Source organism: Achromobacter marplatensis (genome assembly GCF_049060505.1).
GTDB lineage: Bacteria > Pseudomonadota > Gammaproteobacteria > Burkholderiales > Burkholderiaceae_B > Achromobacter > Achromobacter marplatensis_A.
Genome location: NZ_JBMGRB010000016.1, coordinates 1 through 17,276, shown reverse-complemented (window position 1 = coordinate 17,276; position 17,276 = coordinate 1). Strand labels below are relative to the sequence as shown.

At 65.4% G+C, this 17,276-nt stretch carries 17 protein-coding genes; 13 read left to right on the top strand and 4 right to left on the bottom strand.

The window, feature by feature from the left end:
• Positions 1 to 24 precede the first annotated feature (24 nt).
• The 9 genes from ACI0FO_RS28145 (at position 25) to cyoD (ending at position 7,764) form a co-directional block, all read left to right on the top strand.
• On the top strand, positions 25 to 459 hold the full coding sequence (locus ACI0FO_RS28145) for a DUF2946 family protein (RefSeq protein WP_416031880.1): 435 nt from the start codon (positions 25 to 27) through the stop codon (positions 457 to 459).
• 75 nt (positions 460 to 534) lie between these two features.
• Positions 535 to 1,158, top strand: a complete 624-nt coding sequence (locus tag ACI0FO_RS28140) for an SCO family protein (RefSeq protein WP_416031941.1) — start codon at positions 535 to 537, stop codon at positions 1,156 to 1,158.
• Between the two features lie 37 nt (positions 1,159 to 1,195).
• A complete protein-coding gene (locus ACI0FO_RS28135) occupies positions 1,196 to 1,693 on the top strand; it encodes a copper chaperone PCu(A)C (RefSeq protein WP_416031940.1) in 498 nt (165 codons plus the stop codon).
• A gap of 198 nt (positions 1,694 to 1,891) precedes the next feature.
• The gene (locus ACI0FO_RS28130; RefSeq protein WP_416031879.1) at positions 1,892 to 3,094 is read left to right on the top strand and encodes a HAMP domain-containing histidine kinase; all 1,203 of its coding nucleotides are present in this window, start codon (positions 1,892 to 1,894) and stop codon (positions 3,092 to 3,094) included.
• Positions 3,095 to 3,099: 5 nt separating this feature from the next.
• A complete protein-coding gene (locus ACI0FO_RS28125) occupies positions 3,100 to 3,651 on the top strand; it encodes a response regulator transcription factor (protein ID WP_006221322.1) in 552 nt (183 codons plus the stop codon).
• Between the two features lie 257 nt (positions 3,652 to 3,908).
• Entirely contained in the window at positions 3,909 to 4,817 is a 909-nt protein-coding gene (cyoA, locus tag ACI0FO_RS28120) for a ubiquinol oxidase subunit II (RefSeq protein ID WP_105558304.1), read from the top strand.
• 2 nt (positions 4,818 to 4,819) lie between these two features.
• Positions 4,820 to 6,796, top strand: coding sequence for a cytochrome o ubiquinol oxidase subunit I (gene cyoB / locus ACI0FO_RS28115; protein WP_416031878.1), 1,977 nt, complete (start codon positions 4,820 to 4,822; stop codon positions 6,794 to 6,796).
• 3 nt (positions 6,797 to 6,799) lie between these two features.
• Positions 6,800 to 7,414, top strand: coding sequence for a cytochrome o ubiquinol oxidase subunit III (gene cyoC / locus ACI0FO_RS28110; protein ID WP_006222595.1), 615 nt, complete (start codon positions 6,800 to 6,802; stop codon positions 7,412 to 7,414).
• Positions 7,414 to 7,764, top strand: a complete 351-nt coding sequence (gene cyoD / locus ACI0FO_RS28105) for a cytochrome o ubiquinol oxidase subunit IV (RefSeq protein WP_054422653.1) — start codon at positions 7,414 to 7,416, stop codon at positions 7,762 to 7,764. Before cyoC ends, cyoD begins: the two co-directional genes overlap by 1 nt.
• 93 nt (positions 7,765 to 7,857) lie before the next feature.
• Here the strand turns inward: cyoD and ACI0FO_RS28100 are convergent, their stop codons facing one another.
• Positions 7,858 to 10,338, bottom strand: coding sequence for an ankyrin repeat domain-containing protein (locus ACI0FO_RS28100; RefSeq protein WP_416031877.1), 2,481 nt, complete (start codon positions 10,336 to 10,338; stop codon positions 7,858 to 7,860).
• 212 nt (positions 10,339 to 10,550) lie between these two features.
• On the opposite strand from ACI0FO_RS28100, the gene ACI0FO_RS28095 reads away from it, so the two are divergent.
• Positions 10,551 to 11,180: a nitrogen fixation protein NifQ gene (locus ACI0FO_RS28095; RefSeq protein ID WP_416031876.1), complete on the top strand. Its 630-nt coding sequence runs from the start codon at positions 10,551 to 10,553 to the stop codon at positions 11,178 to 11,180.
• A gap of 10 nt (positions 11,181 to 11,190) precedes the next feature.
• Here ACI0FO_RS28095 and ACI0FO_RS28090 read toward each other — a convergent pair whose 3' ends face one another.
• Positions 11,191 to 13,317 (bottom strand): TonB-dependent receptor domain-containing protein, encoded by a 2,127-nt coding sequence (locus ACI0FO_RS28090; RefSeq protein WP_416031939.1) that lies wholly within the window; start codon positions 13,315 to 13,317, stop codon positions 11,191 to 11,193.
• A 126-nt stretch (positions 13,318 to 13,443) separates the two neighbouring features.
• Here ACI0FO_RS28090 and ACI0FO_RS28085 point away from each other — a divergent pair, with 126 nt between their 5' ends.
• Positions 13,444 to 13,659: a SlyX family protein gene (locus tag ACI0FO_RS28085; RefSeq protein WP_416031875.1), complete on the top strand. Its 216-nt coding sequence runs from the start codon at positions 13,444 to 13,446 to the stop codon at positions 13,657 to 13,659.
• Positions 13,660 to 13,669: 10 nt separating this feature from the next.
• Here ACI0FO_RS28085 and ACI0FO_RS28080 read toward each other — a convergent pair whose 3' ends face one another.
• The gene (locus ACI0FO_RS28080) at positions 13,670 to 14,488 is read right to left on the bottom strand and encodes a class I SAM-dependent methyltransferase (protein ID WP_416031874.1); all 819 of its coding nucleotides are present in this window, start codon (positions 14,486 to 14,488) and stop codon (positions 13,670 to 13,672) included.
• A 222-nt stretch (positions 14,489 to 14,710) separates the two neighbouring features.
• On the opposite strand from ACI0FO_RS28080, the gene ACI0FO_RS28075 reads away from it, so the two are divergent.
• Together ACI0FO_RS28075 and ACI0FO_RS28070 are read left to right on the top strand one after the other, a co-directional pair.
• Positions 14,711 to 15,067: a DUF4148 domain-containing protein gene (locus ACI0FO_RS28075; RefSeq protein ID WP_416031873.1), complete on the top strand. Its 357-nt coding sequence runs from the start codon at positions 14,711 to 14,713 to the stop codon at positions 15,065 to 15,067.
• 188 nt (positions 15,068 to 15,255) lie between these two features.
• Positions 15,256 to 15,636, top strand: a complete 381-nt coding sequence (locus ACI0FO_RS28070) for a hypothetical protein (protein ID WP_416031872.1) — start codon at positions 15,256 to 15,258, stop codon at positions 15,634 to 15,636.
• 89 nt (positions 15,637 to 15,725) lie between these two features.
• Here the strand turns inward: ACI0FO_RS28070 and ACI0FO_RS28065 are convergent.
• On the bottom strand, positions 15,726 to 17,276 hold a 1,551-nt coding region (locus tag ACI0FO_RS28065; RefSeq protein WP_416031871.1), incomplete at its 5' end, for a phosphate acyltransferase.

The window sequence follows — 17,276 nt, the reverse complement described above, 5'->3', positions numbered from 1 at the left end:
CCTGGGCAGGGCTAAAATGGCGCCATGCCCGACCTGACCCGCCTTCACCGCCTGGGACGCGCCGCGCGCGCCCGCGGCGTGCTGTGGCTGGCGCTTCTGGCTTTGACCCTGCGCGCCTTGGTTCCCACGGGCTACATGCCCGATGCCCGCGCGCTGCATGATGGCCGCCTGGAAGTCACGTTCTGTTCCGCGGCGGGCGATCTGTCCACGTTCAGGGTGGCGCTGGCCGGCTCAAAAGGCGGCGACGACGCCCCCGCCAGCCATGACGCCGCCAAGACCGGTGCGCAATGCCCCTTCGGGCTGCTGGCCCATGTCGCGCCCGCGCCGCCTCCGGCGCTAACGCCCATTCTGCTGCCGGCGGGCCGGTATGTTCCGCCTCCGCCCGCCTACCGGGCCCTGCCCAAGCTGGCCGCCCACGGCCCGCCCCTTGGTTCCCGCGCCCCGCCTCCGTTGGCCTGACTCCGCCTGACCGCGCGGCCCTGCCGCGCGCCTTGCCGACCGTCAACCCAAGAGGTTTTCATGCGTTCCCCCTTCATGCATTCCCCCGCCCTGCGCCCGCCCGCCGGCGCGGCGCTTTCCCATGCGCCCGATCCGCGGCGCCGCCTGCTTCTGTCTTCCCTGGCCCTGCTGGCCCTGGCCGGTTGCGGGCAAGATGCCCCGAAGCTCCATGGCATGGACCTGTCCGGCATGCCGACGGGCGACTTCCAATTGCAGGATACCGGCGGCCAGGTCCGCCGCCTGGCCGACTACCGCGGGCACCCCGTCATGCTGTTCTTCGGTTTCACGCAATGCCCGGACATCTGCCCGACGGCGCTGACCCGCGCGATCGAGATCAAGGGCCTGTTAGGCGCCGACGCGGACAAGCTCCGGGTGCTCTTCATCACCGTCGACCCCGAGCGCGACACGCCCGACATCCTGCGCGCCTACACCCAGGCTTTCGATCCGGCGTTCGTCGGCCTGCGCGGCGATGCCGAGCAGACCCGCGCCGCGGCCCAGTCGTTCAAGGTGTTCTATCAAAAGGTGGCCACCGGCTCGTCCTACACCATGGACCACACCGCGCTGACCTACATCATCGACGCCCAGGGCAAGCTCCGGCTTGCCTTGCGCCACCAACAGACCGCCGAGCAATGCGTGGAAGACCTGCGCACCGTGCTGTGACCCCACGCCGTCAACCCGATAAAGAGAAGCCAACATGATGAAGACCTTTACGTTCAAGTCCCTGGCCGCTGGCCTTTCCCTGTGCGCGCTGGCCGCTTTCGGCCCCGCCGCGCTGGCACAGGACGCCGTCCTGAAGGTGGACGACGCCTGGGTGCGCGCCACCGTGCCCAGCCAGCACGCCACCGGCGCTTTCATGCGCCTGACCTCGTCGGTGCCCGGCCGCCTGGTGGCCGTGGAGTCCGATGCGGCCAAGCACGTGGAAGTCCACGAAATGGCCATGCAGGACAATGTCATGAAGATGCGCCAGGTCCCCGGCATTGATCTACCCGCCGGCCAGCCGGTGGAACTCAAGCCCGGCGGCTACCATGTCATGCTGATCGACCTGGCCAAACAGATCCAACCCGGCGACCGCATCGCACTCACGCTGGTGGTGGAAGACGCCAGGCAGCAGCAGCGCCGCGTGCCGGTGCAGGCCGAGGCCCGCGCGCTCAACGCGAAGGCGGGGGCCGCGCCAGCGCCGCAGCACGGCCACTGAGCGAATATCGGGGACACACCATCCGTGTCCCCGCCAGCGTCTCGCGCTGAATCGCCATACAATGCCAGCACATCCGCCGTCGACGCCTGAGTCAGGCCCGACGGCAGCCGGCCCCTCGCGCCGCGCGCTGGATGCCTGCGTTCCGCGCCGCCGGGCGCTTGACCCGCCGGCGGGCCGCCGGCACCTCTGTGTCTGGATATGCCCGGTAGTTCCGCCTTTTCATTCCTGCGTACCTTATGCAGCCTGCGCTGGCTCGCCATCGCGGGCCAAGCCGCCACCATCCTGCTAGCCAGCAGCGTTCTGGGCCTTGCCCTGCCGCTTGAGCCCCTATGGATCGGCGTCGGCGTGCTGATCGGATTCAACGCCTACGCCAGCCTGCGGCTGCGCCATCCGCGCGACCTCTCCCACGCCACGGCCTTCGGCCATCTCTTCGTAGACATGGCGGTGCTGTCGTGGATGGTCGGCTGGAGCGGCGGCATCAGCAATCCGTTCGGCACGATGTTCCTGATCCTGACCGCGCTGGCGGCCCTGGCGCTGCCGCGCAACTGGGCGCTGGCGGCGGCGGTCGCGGGTATTTCAGGCTACGCGGCGGCGGCCATCTTCGGCCAGCCTCTGCGCGGCGACGTGGACACCCATTCCCTGCTGCTGTGGGGCCTGGGCGTGAATTTCCTGATTTCCGTCGTGGTCGTGCTGGTGTTTTCCACCCGACTGGCGTCCGACCTGCGCGACCGCGAACGCGAGCTGGCCCGCCTGCGCGAACGCTTCACCCGCAACGAGGGCATCGTCGCCCTGGCCACCCACGCGGCGGCCATGGCGCACGAGTTGAACACCCCGTTGGCCACCATGACCCTGCTGGCCGACGAGATCGCCGCCGAGGTCAAAGACGACGACCTGCGTGCCGACGTGGCCACCTTGAGCCAACTGCTGGCACTTTGCCGGGAACGCATCCGCAATCTGGCTGTCCCAACCGCGGTGGACCTGGTCCGCGTGGTGGGGCAGTGGCGCCTGATCCGGCCAACGATCGACCTGCAACGCTCGGGTACCCTGCCGGCCAGCCTGCGGGTGGATCCCGCGATCGCGCATCTGCTGCAGGCGCTCTTGAACAACGCGGCCGACGCGGGCGAAGCCGCCGAGGCGCCCCGCGTGGACCTGCATCTGGAATATGGCTATGGCGCCCTGCGCGGCGAAGTGCGGGACTACGGGCGCGGCTTCGACCCCGACCAGACCCTGCTGCCGGCGACCAGCCTGTTCAACAGCGGCAAGCCGGGAGGGTTGGGCGTCGGCCTGGCGCTGTCGCACGCCACCGTGGAACAGCTGGGCGGTGAAATGACCATGACCGCTGCCTCGGGAGAGGGCACCCGCATCCGCTTTTACCTGCCCCTGGGCAACCCCGGAACCTGACAGTGATGAATCCTACCGACCTTGGCCTCCTGATCGACGACGACGAACTGTACGTGCGCACCTTGCAGCGCAGCCTGTCTCGCCGCGGCCTGGAAACCCGGACCGCCACCGGCATCGCCGAAGCGCTGCGCGTGGCCGAAGAGATTCGGCCGGCCTTCGCGCTGGTGGACCTGCGCCTGGGCGAAGACTCCGGCCTGACGCTGATCCGCCCCCTTCGCGCGCTCCGCGCGGACATGCGGATCCTGCTGGTCACCGGCTACGCCAGCGTGGCCACCGCCGTCGAAGCCATCAAGCGCGGCGCCGACGATTACCTGCCCAAGCCCGCCACCGCGCCGATGATCCTGCGCACGCTGGGCCTGGTAAAGCCAGAATCCGTTACGATCGAAACGACCATGACGCCGTTGCACCGCCTAGAATGGGAACACATCCACCAGGCCCTGCACGAGACCGGCGGCAATGTTTCCGCGGCGGCGCGCCTGCTGGGCATGCACCGGCGGTCGCTACAGCGCAAGCTGGCAAAAAAACCGGGGCCGGAACGGGAAGTGCTCGTCGACTGATCGGTGCAGTGCGACACATCTTTACAACACCGTCATGTGCGGGTGCGACATATCGTCGCACCCTGACCCCACCACCTAGGGCGTCTGCCCCCTAGGAAAACCCTGAATCTGCTCCGTTGGGGGCAGAATCCTCCCAGGCAATGCGACCATTCGTCGCATGCTTGACCGATATCAAGCCGATAGGATGGACGTTGCTGCTTGGCAGCATTCCAGCTTGCTGCTCCGCAGCATTTCCAACCATCCATCCAAGGCTGTACGTGAAACACCCCCTCCTTGCGACCCTAACGCGCATTTTTGGCGTCGGCGCGGTCATGCTGCTTGGCGGCTGCAACATGGAAATTCTCTCTCCCAAGGGAGACATTGGCGCCCAGGAAAAGACGCTGCTGTTCACGGCGACGGGGCTGATGCTCATCGTTGTGATCCCAGTGCTGTTCATGATCGTGTCGTTTGCGTGGAAATACCGCGCATCCAATACCAAAGCCGACTACCAGCCCAAGTGGGCCCACTCCACGGCGATCGAGATCGTGGTCTGGACCGTGCCTTGTATCATCGTGGCGATTCTTGCCGTGATCACCTGGCGCTCCACGCACGCGCTGGATCCCTACAAGCCGCTTGTCTCCGAACACAAGCCCGTCACCATCGAGGTGGTGTCGCTGGATTGGAAGTGGCTGTTCATCTACCCCGAGTACGACATCGCCACGGTCAACGAGATCGCGTTCCCCGTGAACGTCCCGGTCAACTTCCGGATCACGTCGGCATCGGTCATGAATTCGTTCTTCATCCCCCAGCTGGGTAGCCAGATCTACTCGATGGCCGGCATGGAAACGAAGCTGCACCTGAACGCGACCGAAGCCGGCACCTACGCGGGCATCTCGGCCAACTACAGCGGCGCCGGTTTCTCCGGCATGCGCTTCAAGGCCATCGCCACGTCGCAGGAAGGGTTCGACAACTGGGTCAAGGAAGCCAAGGCTTCGCCCACGGCGCTGACCCCCGAGGCCTACGCTGAACTGACCAAGCGCAGCGAGCGCAATCCGGTCGTCAAGTACTCCTCGGCGCCTCCCGCCATGTTTGATTTCATTCTGGGCAGCACCATGTCCAAGATGGCCGGCGTGGACGACGCCACGTGCACCCCCACGTCGAAAAATCTGATCGCAGGAATTAACTAACAATGCTCGGGAAACTCACCCTCGAGGCCATTCCGTACCATGAACCTATCGTCATGGTTACGCTGGCCGCCGTGTGCCTGGGAGGCCTAGCGGTCTTCGGCGCCGTCACTTACTTCGGCAAGTGGAAGTACCTCTGGACGGAATGGCTGACCTCCGTCGACCACAAGCGCATCGGCGTGATGTACATCATCGTCGCGCTGATCATGCTGCTGCGCGGCTTTGCCGACGCCATCATGATGCGCACCCAGTTGGCGGTCGCGTCCGCCGACTCCGCCGGCTTCCTGCCACCTCATCACTACGACCAGATCTTCACCGCCCACGGCGTCATCATGATTTTCTTCATGGCGATGCCCTTCATTACCGGGCTGATGAACATCGTGGTGCCGCTGCAGATCGGCGCCCGCGACGTGGCCTACCCGTTCCTGAACTCGCTGAGCTTCTGGCTGTTCGGCGCTGGCGTCGCGCTGATGATGATCTCGCTGTTCGTGGGCGAATTCGCCGCGACCGGCTGGCTCGCCTATCCGCCGCTGTCCGGGCTGGACTACAGCCCAAGCGTCGGGGTGGACTACTACATCTGGGCGCTCCAGATATCCGGGTTGGGCACCACGCTTAGCGGTATCAACTTCATCGTGACCATCCTGCGCATGCGCGCACCGGGCATGAGCCTGATGAAGATGCCGATCTTCACGTGGACCTCGCTGGTCACCAACGTGCTGATCGTCGCCGCCTTCCCCGTGCTGGCTGCAACGCTTGCGCTGCTGACCGCCGACCGCTACCTGGGCACGCACTTCTTCACGAACGACATGGGCGGCAACGTCATGATGTACGTGAACCTGATCTGGATCTGGGGCCACCCCGAGGTCTACATCCTGGTGCTGCCGGCATTTGGCGTGTATTCGGAAGTGGTTGCCACCTTTGCCCGCAAGACGCTGTTCGGCTACAAGTCCATGGTCTACGCCACGGCCGCCATCGGCGTGCTGTCGTTCCTGGTCTGGCTGCACCACTTCTTCACCATGGGGGCGGGGGCCAACGTCAATGCCTTCTTCGGCATCGCGACGATGATTATCTCGATCCCGACGGGCGCGAAGATCTTCAACTGGCTGTTCACCATCTACCGCGGCCGCCTGCGCATCACGACGCCGGTGCTGTGGACGCTGGGCTTCATGATCGTCTTCGTCATCGGCGGCATGACCGGCGTGATGCTGGCCATCCCCGGCGTGTCCTTCGTGCTGCACAACAGCTTGTTCCTGATCGCCCACTTCCACAACACCATCATCGGTGGCGTGGTGTTCGGTTGTATCGCGGGCATGACCTACTGGTTCCCGAAGGCGTTCGGCTTCACGCTGAACGAGCGCCTGGGCCGCTACTCGTTCTACTGCTGGTTCGTCGGTTTCTTCATGGCCTTCATGCCCCTGTACATCCTGGGCTTCAAGGGCATGACGCGTCGCCTGAACCACTACGACAACCCCGAATGGCAGCCGTACCTGCTGGTCGCGCTGGCTGGCGCCGCGCTGATCATGCTGGGCATCTGGTTCCTGTTGCAGCAAGTGTTCGTGTCGGTTCGCCAACGCAAGCAAAACCAGGACGTCACGGGCGATCCCTGGGATGGCCGCACCCTGGAATGGTCGATTTCGTCGCCGGCTCCTTTCTACAACTTCGCCCACGTTCCTCACGTTGATGAGCTGGACCAGTTCTGGGAAGACAAGCAAAGCGGCAAGGCGTACAAGCGCCCGGCCAAGTACGAAGACATCCATATGCCGAAGAACACCGGCGCCGGCGTGTACATCGGCTTGTTCGGCCTGATCATGTGCTTCGCGCTGATCTGGCACATCTGGTGGCTCGCCATCGCCGGTTTCGTCGGCATGGTCGGTTCGTTCATCGCCCGCGCCTATGACCGCGACGTCGATTACTGGGTCCCGGCCGCGGAAGTCGAACGCATCGAAAACGCCCACTTTGAAAAAATGCAGAAGGCCGCCTGAGCCATGATTCAAGCCGTAGCCACTCACCCCCACGCGGGTCACGACGATCACGCGCATCATGACGATGGATCCAAGACCGTTTTCGGTTTCTGGGTCTATCTGATGAGCGACTTGCTGATCTTTTCGGTGCTGTTCGCCACGTTCGCGGTGTTGTCCAACGCCACCGCGGGCGGCCCCACGGGCAAGGAACTGTTCGACCTGAAGTTCGTGCTGGTCGAAACGCTGTTGCTGCTGTTCTCCAGCTTCACCTTCGGCATGGCCAACTTGAACGTGCACGCCAACAACAAGTCCCGCGCGATGGGCTGGTTGATGGTGACGTTCCTGTTCGGCGCAGGGTTCATCGCGATGGAAGTCTGGGAATTCCATCACCTGATCACTGAAGGCGCCGGCCCGGGCCGCAGCGCTTACCTGTCGGCGTTCTTCACGCTGATCGGTACGCACGGCCTGCACGTCACCTTCGGCCTGATCTGGATCATCGTCCTGCTGGACATGATCCGCCGCCATGGCCTGGACTCGATCAACAAGCGTCGCCTGGCGTGCCTGAGCCTGTTCTGGCACTTCCTGGACATCGTCTGGATCTGCGTCTTTACCTTCGTCTATCTCATGGGAGCCATCTGATGTCGCACTCCGCTGCGGCCGCACACGGCCACGACGATCACGCCGCCGACCACGGCAGCCTGAAGTCCTACATCATCGGTTTCGTGCTTTCGTTGCTGCTCACCTTCGGCTCGTTCGGCCTGGTGATGCACGGCGCGCTGTCGCACACCATCACCATCGTCGGCGTCGTTGCCCTGTGCGTGCTCCAGTTGCTGGTGCAACTGGTGTACTTCCTGCACATGGGCGCGTCGAAGTCGGCCCGCGACAACCTGGCGGCGTTCGTCTTCACCGTGCTGATCATCGCCATCATCGTCGGCGGTTCGGCTTGGGTGCTGTACAACATGAACGTCAACATGGGCCACGCCATGTAATGACGGCTTGCCGTTGAAGCAAAAAAACAGGCACCTTCGGGTGCCTGTTTTACATTGCGGGGCCTGCACGCCCGGCGCGCGGAACGCGCCGGCCTACTTCGGCGCCGCCACCGTCAATGCCACCCCGGCCCGCGCGGCCAGATCGCTGGCGGAAACGCCAACATAGGGCTGCACGCGCGAACGCTGGCTCAAATCGCAACTGGCCGCGGCCGCCGCGCCGTCCAGCACCTGCTTCACGGCACGCGCCCCCATCGGGCTAAGCGGACCGCTGTCGTCCAATTGCCAGGCCAGCACATCGGCCACCGCCATGCCGCAACGCCAGGGGGTGCGGTACAGCCCCGCATCATGTTCCAGCAGCATCTTCGTTTTGCTTTCCTTGCCCAGGCGCAGCATGATCACCAGCGGCAGGGCATCGGTATCCGCCACGCCGTCGATGCGCACGCTGTTGCCGCTGCGGTCCGAGGCATCCGCGCCCTTCTCCAGCCACGCCTGGTACAGGTCGTCGGGCAGCCACGGCAAACTGAGGGGCGCGATGTCGTTGTTGCTGATACCCGTGGCGTCGTCCGCGCGGGTCAGCGGCACGCCCGCCGCCAACAGGCGGTCAGCGGTGGCGCGCAGCCTGGCGCGCTGCCCGTCCCACTCGGGACCGTTCTGCTTGATCGCCGCGCGAATCTCGACCTGGTTCCACACGCTCAGCAAGCTGGACAGCGGCTCCGGCGTCAGCGGCAGGCGCGGCTGGCCAGCAGCCTGCGCCAATTGGTCCACCAACGCGGGCTCCATCGTGCGCGCCGCCAAGGTAAGCGCTTCGTTCAAGCCGTTGCGCTCGGGCGTCTTGCTGGCGCTGTAGCCGCCCACCGCCGCATCCGCGCCGTGCGCCAACGCGAAGGCCACGCGCTCCGACACCGGATACGTCGCGGTCGGCGTCAGTTCTCCGGAATTCGATTCGCGCAGCGCTTCCAGCAATGGGGTTTCCCACATGCCGCGGTTGCCGTAGTACATGCGGACATAGGCGGCGTTGATATCCGCGCCCTTGGCCAGCAGTTGCTCGGCGAACCAGAACCGGCTGGGCGCCCCCATGGCGGCATGCAGCGCCGACCGGCCTTTCTTGTCGCGCGCATTCGGGTCGGCGCCCTTGGCCAGCAGGTAGCTCAGGCTGTCTTTGTCTTCGCTGAAATACGAAATGCGCCGCACCAGCAACGGCGTGCCGTTGTAGTCGACACCATCCAGCGGCGCGCCTGCCGCGATCAAGGCGTCGGCCAACGCGTAGCGCTCCGCCGCCGGACGCGTGTCCTTGGCGTCGGGCAAGGCGCTGGCCAACAGCACGAACCCGTTGTTGGGGCCATCCGCGCGGGCGCCCGCCGCCAGCAAGGCCCGCACAATATCCAACTGCTTGCCCGACACCGCCACGGCCAGGGCCGACGTGCCGTTTTCGTTCACGCCATTGGGGTCCTGGCCGCGCGCCAACTCGGCACGCACCGCGTCCAGGTCGTCGGCCCGGATCGCCTTGAAGATCGCCAGCCGGGGCCGGCACACGCCCGCGTCCAGCGCTTTCTCGTTCAAGGCGGCACCGATGCGGCTGGCGATATTGCCCGGGATCGGTTCCTTGGCTTTCAGGCGGTTTGCACAATACAGGCGGTAATCCTCGCGCGCCAGGGTCTCGAAGTAACCGCGCCTGTCGCCTGCCTTCGCGCTTTGCGCCCAGCGCGCGTCGGCGCGGTTCAGATAGGCGGCCGTGCGGGAAGGATCGCGGCGCAGCACGTCGGTGAGGACGCGGTCCGCCTGCACGGCATCGCCCGATTCCGCCAGCCAGAAACCGTAGTCGTTCAAGGCCGTCAGCATGTCGGGATCTTTGCCGCCGGGATCGATCTCGCGGAAGTCCTGTTCCATCACGAAGCGGCGCAGGTCCGCCAGCGCACGCCCGAATTCCACGGTCTTGCCGCGCGGAATGGCGCGCGCCACCTGATGCAGCATGCGGAACACGGCCGTCACGTCCACCGGCGCCTGATGCTCGAAGCGCACGTCGGCGGGAAACGTCTTCAGGCGCCCCGGGTAGTTCGTCAGCGCCTGCCGCAACGTCGCCAGGGCTTGCGCCTTGCGTGCCTCGTCCCAGGGCTGGTTGGCGGTGACGACGGCCACGCTGGCGTCGGCGCGGACCGTGGCTGCATTGCCGGCCGCATCCACCAGGAACCCGTCGGACCGCGAGGCATCGGCGTCGTTGTAGGTGTAGCCGACCCAATACAGGGTCTCGTCGTTGCGCGGCGTCCGGACCTGCACGTTCTCTTCGCGCGCCGCCTTCCACGATGCCGGGTCAATCACCAGGGGCTGGGAACGGAAGTCCAGGCGGAATTCCTTGCCGCTGCCCCGCACGTACCGATACAGGTAGAGGCGGTTCTCCATTTGGCCGACCAGCAGCGCGTCGCGCACGTTCTCGGTGCCCCACACGCGCCGCTCCGGTTCGCGCAATGGGTAGCGCGACAAGCGGATGGATTCGACGACGGCGCCGATATCGGACGCCGCGGCTGGCGGCGGCGCAAATGCCAGACCGGCCAGCGCCAGCAGCGTGGCGCCGGTCATTCGGGAGACTGCGGGGCGGAAAGTGCGCGGCATGCGAAGGGCTAACCCAGGAAATCAGGGACACCGATCATACCCCCGGGACATCCCTAGCTCGCGGGTAAGTCCTGAGATGTTTTTGTCCCGCGCTACGGAATTTAAGTCACTTTCGATATATATTTCGCAACATAGCGATTTCATTAACATTTGAACGACTGTAGCGACCGCCACACCTCATGGACGCCGTGCTAACCCCCTCCCCCGCCTTGGCCGCGACTGCCGCGCCGGCCCAGCGGTTTGCCCGCGCCCTGCTGCATCACGCGCCCCCTGGCCATCCCGACGCCGGCTTTTTCGCCACCGTGATCGGCACCAGCCTGGCGTACCAGGATCTGGCGCGCAGCGGGCTTTGCCCTGTCGAGCTGCAACAGTTGCTGGACCACCTGTTTCCCGGCGCCCTGGCATCGGATGACGCGCGGCTGGCCGCGTTGCGGGAGCAGGCCGCGGGTTATGCCAAGCGCGGCCGGGGCGATCCCCAACCCGGCTTCACCTTGCTGCTGCGCGTGCTGCTGGACGCCTACCGCGCCCCCGAACCCGAAACCACCACCTGGGTCACTGGCGTGCTGGTGCACGCCTGCCTGCGTCCCGATCACCTGTGGCGCGATTTGGGCTTGTCGGGCCGCGAAGACGTGACGTTCCTGCTGGCCCGGCACTACCCAGGCCTGGTGATCCGCAACGTGCGTAATTTGCGCTGGAAGCAATTCCTGGCGTACTCGGCCTGCGAGCACGCGGGCTTGCCGCCGTCCGCCGCCCCGGGTTGCCCGGCCTGCGAAGACTACGGCGTCTGCTATCCGGACGCGCCGGACTGACGGCAGACCGCTAGAACCGGTACGCGACGCCGGCGCCCACGCCCACGCTACGCCCGGCGGCGGGCTCGTAATAGCGGCCGTTGCTTTCATTGACGATCACGGACCCGGCGTAATGCCGGTCGAACAGATTGTCCACGCGCGCGTAGGCGTTCAATTCCCACGCCCCCACGCGCTTCACATAGCCGGCGCTGATCGCCGCCACGAAATAGCCCGGCGCCGCTTCGCTATTGGCGTCATTCACGTAGATCTGGCTCAGGTAGCGGCCTTCCAGCGCGGCCTGCCAGCCTTCGGGCGGCGCCCACGCCACCGATGCGAACGCCGCCTGCCGCGCAATGCCGGGGATCTTGTTGCCCGCCCGGATGTTGCCGGTACTGTCATCCGCGTACCGCGCGTTCAGCCACGTATAGGCGAACTGCGTGCGCCAGTGGCGCGCGACTTCCCCTGACCAGCCCAGCTCTACCCCATCGCGCCGCGTGCGCCCGGCGTTTTGGTAGCTGGTGCGACCGCCGGCACTCCCGGCGGACACGATCTCGCTGTCGGTGCTTGTATGGAATACCGCCGCCGTCGCCAAGCCGCCCGCCATGCGGGCTTTGACGCCCGCTTCCAGATTGGTGCTAAGCGACGGCGCCAGGCCGAAATTCAAGCCGGGCAGGCCGCCGGGCCGATACGAAATCTCGTTCAGGGTCGGGGTCTCGAAACCCCGTCCATACGAGGCGTACACGCTGACGTCGGCGCTGGCCGCGTAGCGCAGGGCCGCCACCGGCAGCGCCTTGCGGTAGCGCGCGCCACCGCTGTCATCGCCATTGCCGGCCGTGATGTAGTGGTCGTCGGAATCGAAACGGACGGTGCTATAGCGCAGGCCAGCGTCCATCGTCCAGCGTTCGGACGCCTTCCAGGATGCCTGCACATAGGGGTCGGCGTTATAGACGGTGTTGGTCTCGTCGCGCCGCAACGCGCCTTGCACGCCCAGTTGCTGATCCGCGCCCGTGCCGGTGAAGTTCTGATAGCCCTGGCGGTCTTCGCGCATGGAATCGTAGGAAAAACCGCCGACCAGCGTCAGTGGCCGGCCCGCCAGCTCCAGTTCGGATGTCCAGCGAATATCCGCGCCGCCGTACTGACGCGCCAAATCAATGACGCCGCCCGCCTGCGTGGGCGCCAACTGCGCCGCGGGAGGAATCGACTGGTACTGAGTGGTGTCGCGCTGGCCGTAGTACGCCATCACGCGCAGGACGTTGCGGCTATCGATCTGCCGTTCGTACACCACGCCCCCCTGCGTCTGCCGAACCGTCTTGCGGGTGTCGTACTGTTCGGCCAAGGGAGCGGCGCGCGGGTCGTCCTGGAACTGCTGGTACGTCAGGCCAAGCGGATCCTGCGCCTTCAAGTCCACGCTATTGACGACAAGGGTCAAGCGGCTGGCGTCGTCCAGCTGCAAGCCGAGCTTGGCGTTGGCCAGGTTCTTCCGCGCCGCGCTGTGATCGCGGTAGCCATCGGTCGTGAAGCGGCTGGCGTCCAGCACGTAGTCCAGGCCGCCCGTTTCGCCACCGCTGGCTTTCACACCGTAGCGCCAGGTGCCGTCGCTGCCGCCCCAACCGCTGGCCGATAGCGTGGGCGGCGGCGTCCCGTCTTCCGTATAGACCTGAATCACGCCGCCCGATGAATTGCCGTACAGCGCGGAAAACGGCCCACGCAGCACCTCCACGCGATCGATGGATCCGATGTCGATGTTGGACGTCTGCCCCTGCCCGTCCGGCATGGTGGCCGGAATGCCGTCCACATAGAGGCGCACGCCGCGCACGCCGAACGTGGAGCGGGCACCAAAGCCACGGCTGGATATCTGCAAGTCCTGCGCGTAGTTCTGCCGGTTCTGGATTTGCAGGCCCGGCACGCCGGCCAGCCCCTCGGACAGGTTGATCCCCGGCTGGCCCCGACGCATGGCGGCGCCCTCGACCACGTCCACCGATGCCGGCGTGTCCAGAACCGACGTGCCCAGGCGCGTGCCGGTCACGACCACGGGTGATAGCGTGGGGCTGGCCTCTTGCGCCAAGGCGCCGTTCGCCAGCGCGTGCGCCAAGCCCGCCGCCAGCGAACCGCGCGCGGCCCAACGCGTTCCCCAGTGCACTGCTCGCGGCGCCGCCATGCCGCGCCGTCCGACCCGCTTCGTCAAATCCGTCTCCCGTAGCGTCCCGCCATTGCCATTGCCGTTGCCGTTGCCGTTGCCGTTGCCGTTGGAAACGCAGAGCGGGAATAGGTTCTAATAGCCGCTATGGAACCATCGCAAGACATCGAACGCCGCCTGCTCGAACTGGAGGTCAAGTCCAGCTTCGCGGACGACCTGCTGGAACAGTTGAACCAGATCATCGTCCGGCAGCAACAGCAGATAGAGCGGCTGCTACGCGAAGTGGCTGAGCTTCGCCAGCAGACGCCCGAGGGCGCCGCGCCTTTCCGCAGCCTGCGCGACGAACTGCCGCCGCACTACTGAGCCAGCGCGGCTAGTAACGGTAGCGTAGCAGCCTGCCCAAGCGCCGCAGCGGCGCGACCCGCCGCATCAGCCAGACCGCTGCCCGGGCGGGCCAGGTAAATCTGGCCCACTGCCTGCCGTCGCTTTCCTCATACACCCATTGCTCGTCGCGCAGCCGCAGGCCGGGCACCTGCGTTTCAAGCTCCAGCGGATTGCCTAAGCTCCAGCGCATCACCGCGCCCGTCGCCCGGAACATACGGTTGCGCGACGCCAACGCCAGTCCCATTCGGCTGTAGGCATCGAATACGACCTCGCCCGATGGGAATTGCGTGGTCACGGTGCGCAGCAATTGCAGTACCTGGTCTTCGGACAGGTACAGGAACAACCCCTCGGCCACCACCAAGGCCGGCCTGTCGGTGGGAATCTGCGACAGCCACCCCAAGTCCGCCATCGATGAACCCAGCATCTGATAACCCGGGCGCGGCGGATACAACGCGCGGCGCAGGTCGATCACGTCGGGATAGTCCACGTCGAACCAATTGACCTCCGGGGGCGGCGCCACCCGGTATACGCGGCTGTCCAGGCCGCAGCCCAGATGCAGCACCGTGGCGCCGCGGTGGGCGGCGATGAACTCCCGTGCCCAGGCGTCCAGCGAGTAAGCCCGCATGGCCAGCCCGATCATCTCGTCGCGGCGCATGCCCAGCGCGGAAAAATCATGATCAAGGCGCGCCACGGCCTCGGCGGCGTAGTGGTCCTGCAACAGCGAGCCGGGCAAACGGCTTTCTTCGGCCTTGGCATACAGGGTGATCAGCAGCGTGGCTTTCTCCCCGGTCAGACGCACCTTTTCCATGCGGGCTCCTGTAGGCCAATGCCTGCACTATTCGTTCCATTGATGGAGACTATCAACAAAATAGAACGACGTTCTTTCCATTAATGGAAAGATGTTTTACCGATATACGGGTTTATCCCTATCTTTATTCGGCGCAGAATTCAGTCATCGGGAAACAGCAACGAACCACGACGGATAGGCCGCCGGATTCGCCCCCTAGGCTCTTGAAATCGGAGATTTACCATGAAGAAGACCCTCGCTACCGCTTTGATGTTGTCCTTGGCCGCCCTAAGCGCCGGCGCCTACGCATCGCAGAACATTGAACCCAACAACGTGCCGTTCCAAGGCGTTTACGGCACCCCGTATGAAGGCCCGACCCGCGCCCAGGTGCAAGCCGAACTGGCTGCCGCCAAGGCTGCCGGCCTGGTGACCAACGTCGAACCGAACAACGTGCCGTTCCAGGGCGTTTACGACGCCCCCCAATCGGGCAAGACCCGCGCTGACGTGCAAGCCGAACTCGCCGCCGCCAAGGCCGCCGGCCTGGTCAGCAACGTCGAACCCAACGACATGCCCTTCGCTGGCGTCTACCGCGGCAACTGATCTGCCCCGCAACGATTAACTCCCTCCCCTTGTTGTACCTTGGCCGCCTGCAATAGGGCGGCCTTTTTTTTGCCAGGAAGCGTCAAGTCGCCCCGTGCGGGCGCGTGGATTGAAAAAGGAACGGGTTCGCGTACTATCCGCTCATGTACAAGCACGACAATCTGATCCATCAGACAGGGAGCCCCAACTTGAAAACCACCCGCGTTCTTGCTGCGTTGCTTATCGCGACCGGCTTGTCGGCAACCGCCGTGGCCGCGCCGCCGGTAATGCTGAACAACTCGCTTATCACCGAGATCCCCAAAGGCGACCGGACATCGTTCCACGAAGCCATCGCGCAAGCGCTGAACAGCTCGGCCGACGGTCAGCGCACCGAATGGACCAGCAAGGCGCAGCCCAAGCGAGCCGCGCCGATCACCGTGCAGCTGACGCCCACGCAAACCAGCAAGGTCAAGGACGACCGCGTCTGCCGCTTCCTGGTGGCCGACTTCGCGCGCACCAGCACCACCGAAAAGTGGCAATTCTGGTTCTGCAAACAGCCCGACGGCACCTGGAAGGCCAGCAGCAACTAAGCTGCCGCCGCCCAAAAAAATGCCCCTCACGGGGCATTTTTCTTTTCAAGCACGCGAAGCGTGCGCAGCGTGGGGCCCTTCCTTCAGATCTAAGCTTCCACTCGGTTCGCGTCCAGCACGGTCATGGCCGTCATGTTGATGATGCGGCGCACCGTCGAACTGGACGTCAAGATGTGCACCGGCGCGTTCGCGCCCAGCAGGAACGGGCCTACCGCCACGTTGCCGCCGGCCGCCGTCTTCAGCAGGTTGTAGGCGATGTTGCCGGAATCCACGTTCGGGCACACCAGCAGGTTCGCCTCGCCCTTCAGGGTGGAGGACGGCAGGATACGCATGCGCAGCGCTTCGTCCAGCGCGCAGTCGCCGTGCATTTCGCCGTCGATTTCCAGTTCCGGCGCCTGTTCGCGCACGATTTCCAAGGCGCGACGCATCTTGGCGCCCGAAGCCGAGCTGCCCGAACCGAAGTTCGACCGCGACAGCAGCGCCACCTTCGGCGCCAGGTTCATGCGGGCCATTTCCTGCGCCGCCATCACCGTGAATTCCGCGATCTGCTCGGCCGTGGGTTCGTCGTTCACGTGCGTGTCCACCAGCACCACCGTGCGCTCGTTGAGCAGCAGGATGTTCATGGCCGCATACACGTTGTGGCCCGGGCGGCGGCCGATCACTTCATCGACGAAACGCAGGTGGTCGTGATAGGCGCCCACGGTGCCGCAGACCATGCCGTCGGCGTCGCCCAGGTGCACCATCATCGCGCCGATCAAGGTCAGGCGGCGGCGCATTTCCACGCGCGCCATTTCCTTGGTGATACCGCGACGGCACATCAGTTCCCAGTACGTGGTCCAGTATTGATGGAAGCGCTCGTCGTATTCCGGGTTGGTGACTTCGACGTCTTCGCCCAGGCGCAGCCGAAGGCCGAATTTCTCGATGCGCGACAGCAACACAGCCGGGCGGCCCACCAGGATGGGGCGCGCCAGGCCTTCGTCCACCACCACTTGCACGGCGCGCAGCACGCGTTCGTCTTCACCTTCGGTGAACACGATGCGCGACTTCCCGCCGCCGCGCACGATGCGCTTGGCGGCCGAAAACAAGGGCTTCATGAAGGCGCCCGAGTGGTATACAAACTGCTGCAACTGCTCTTCGTAGGCTTCCAGGTCGGCCAGCGGACGCGTGGCCACGCCGCCGTCCATCGCCGCCTTGGCCACGGCCGGCGCGATGCGCACGATCAGGCGCGGGTCGAACGGCTTGGGGATCAGGTATTCGGGGCCGAACGAGATGTCATAGGTGCCGTAAGCGGCGGCCACGACTTCATTCTGTTCCTCTTCCGCCAATTGGGCGATGGCATACACCGCCGCCATTTCCATTTCACGCGTGATCGTGGTCGCGCCCACGTCCAGCGCGCCGCGGAAAATGTACGGGAAGCACAACACGTTGTTGACCTGGTTCGGGTAGTCCGAACGGCCCGTGGCCATGACCACGTCGTCGCGCACGCCGTGCGCCACTTCCGGCAGGATTTCCGGCGTGGGATTGGCCAGCGCCAGGATCAGCGGGCGCGGGCCCATCGTGGCCACCATCTCCGGCTTGAGCACGCCGCCTGCCGACAGGCCCAGGAACACGTCGGCGTCCTGGATCACGTCGGCCAGCTT

Coding starts and splice junctions, on each gene's coding strand:
- ACI0FO_RS28145 (WP_416031880.1), top strand. CDS start 25: ATGCCCGACCTGACCCGCCTTCACCGCCTGGGACGCGCCGCGCGCGCC.
- ACI0FO_RS28140 (WP_416031941.1), top strand. CDS start 535: ATGCATTCCCCCGCCCTGCGCCCGCCCGCCGGCGCGGCGCTTTCCCAT.
- ACI0FO_RS28135 (WP_416031940.1), top strand. CDS start 1,196: ATGAAGACCTTTACGTTCAAGTCCCTGGCCGCTGGCCTTTCCCTGTGC.
- ACI0FO_RS28130 (WP_416031879.1), top strand. CDS start 1,892: ATGCCCGGTAGTTCCGCCTTTTCATTCCTGCGTACCTTATGCAGCCTG.
- ACI0FO_RS28125 (WP_006221322.1), top strand. CDS start 3,100: ATGAATCCTACCGACCTTGGCCTCCTGATCGACGACGACGAACTGTAC.
- cyoB (WP_416031878.1), top strand. CDS start 4,820: ATGCTCGGGAAACTCACCCTCGAGGCCATTCCGTACCATGAACCTATC.
- cyoC (WP_006222595.1), top strand. CDS start 6,800: ATGATTCAAGCCGTAGCCACTCACCCCCACGCGGGTCACGACGATCAC.
- cyoD (WP_054422653.1), top strand. CDS start 7,414: ATGTCGCACTCCGCTGCGGCCGCACACGGCCACGACGATCACGCCGCC.
- ACI0FO_RS28100 (WP_416031877.1), bottom strand. CDS start 10,338: ATGACCGGCGCCACGCTGCTGGCGCTGGCCGGTCTGGCATTTGCGCCG.
- ACI0FO_RS28095 (WP_416031876.1), top strand. CDS start 10,551: ATGGACGCCGTGCTAACCCCCTCCCCCGCCTTGGCCGCGACTGCCGCG.
- ACI0FO_RS28090 (WP_416031939.1), bottom strand. CDS start 13,317: ATGGCGGCGCCGCGAGCAGTGCACTGGGGAACGCGTTGGGCCGCGCGC.
- ACI0FO_RS28085 (WP_416031875.1), top strand. CDS start 13,444: ATGGAACCATCGCAAGACATCGAACGCCGCCTGCTCGAACTGGAGGTC.
- ACI0FO_RS28080 (WP_416031874.1), bottom strand. CDS start 14,488: ATGGAAAAGGTGCGTCTGACCGGGGAGAAAGCCACGCTGCTGATCACC.
- ACI0FO_RS28075 (WP_416031873.1), top strand. CDS start 14,711: ATGAAGAAGACCCTCGCTACCGCTTTGATGTTGTCCTTGGCCGCCCTA.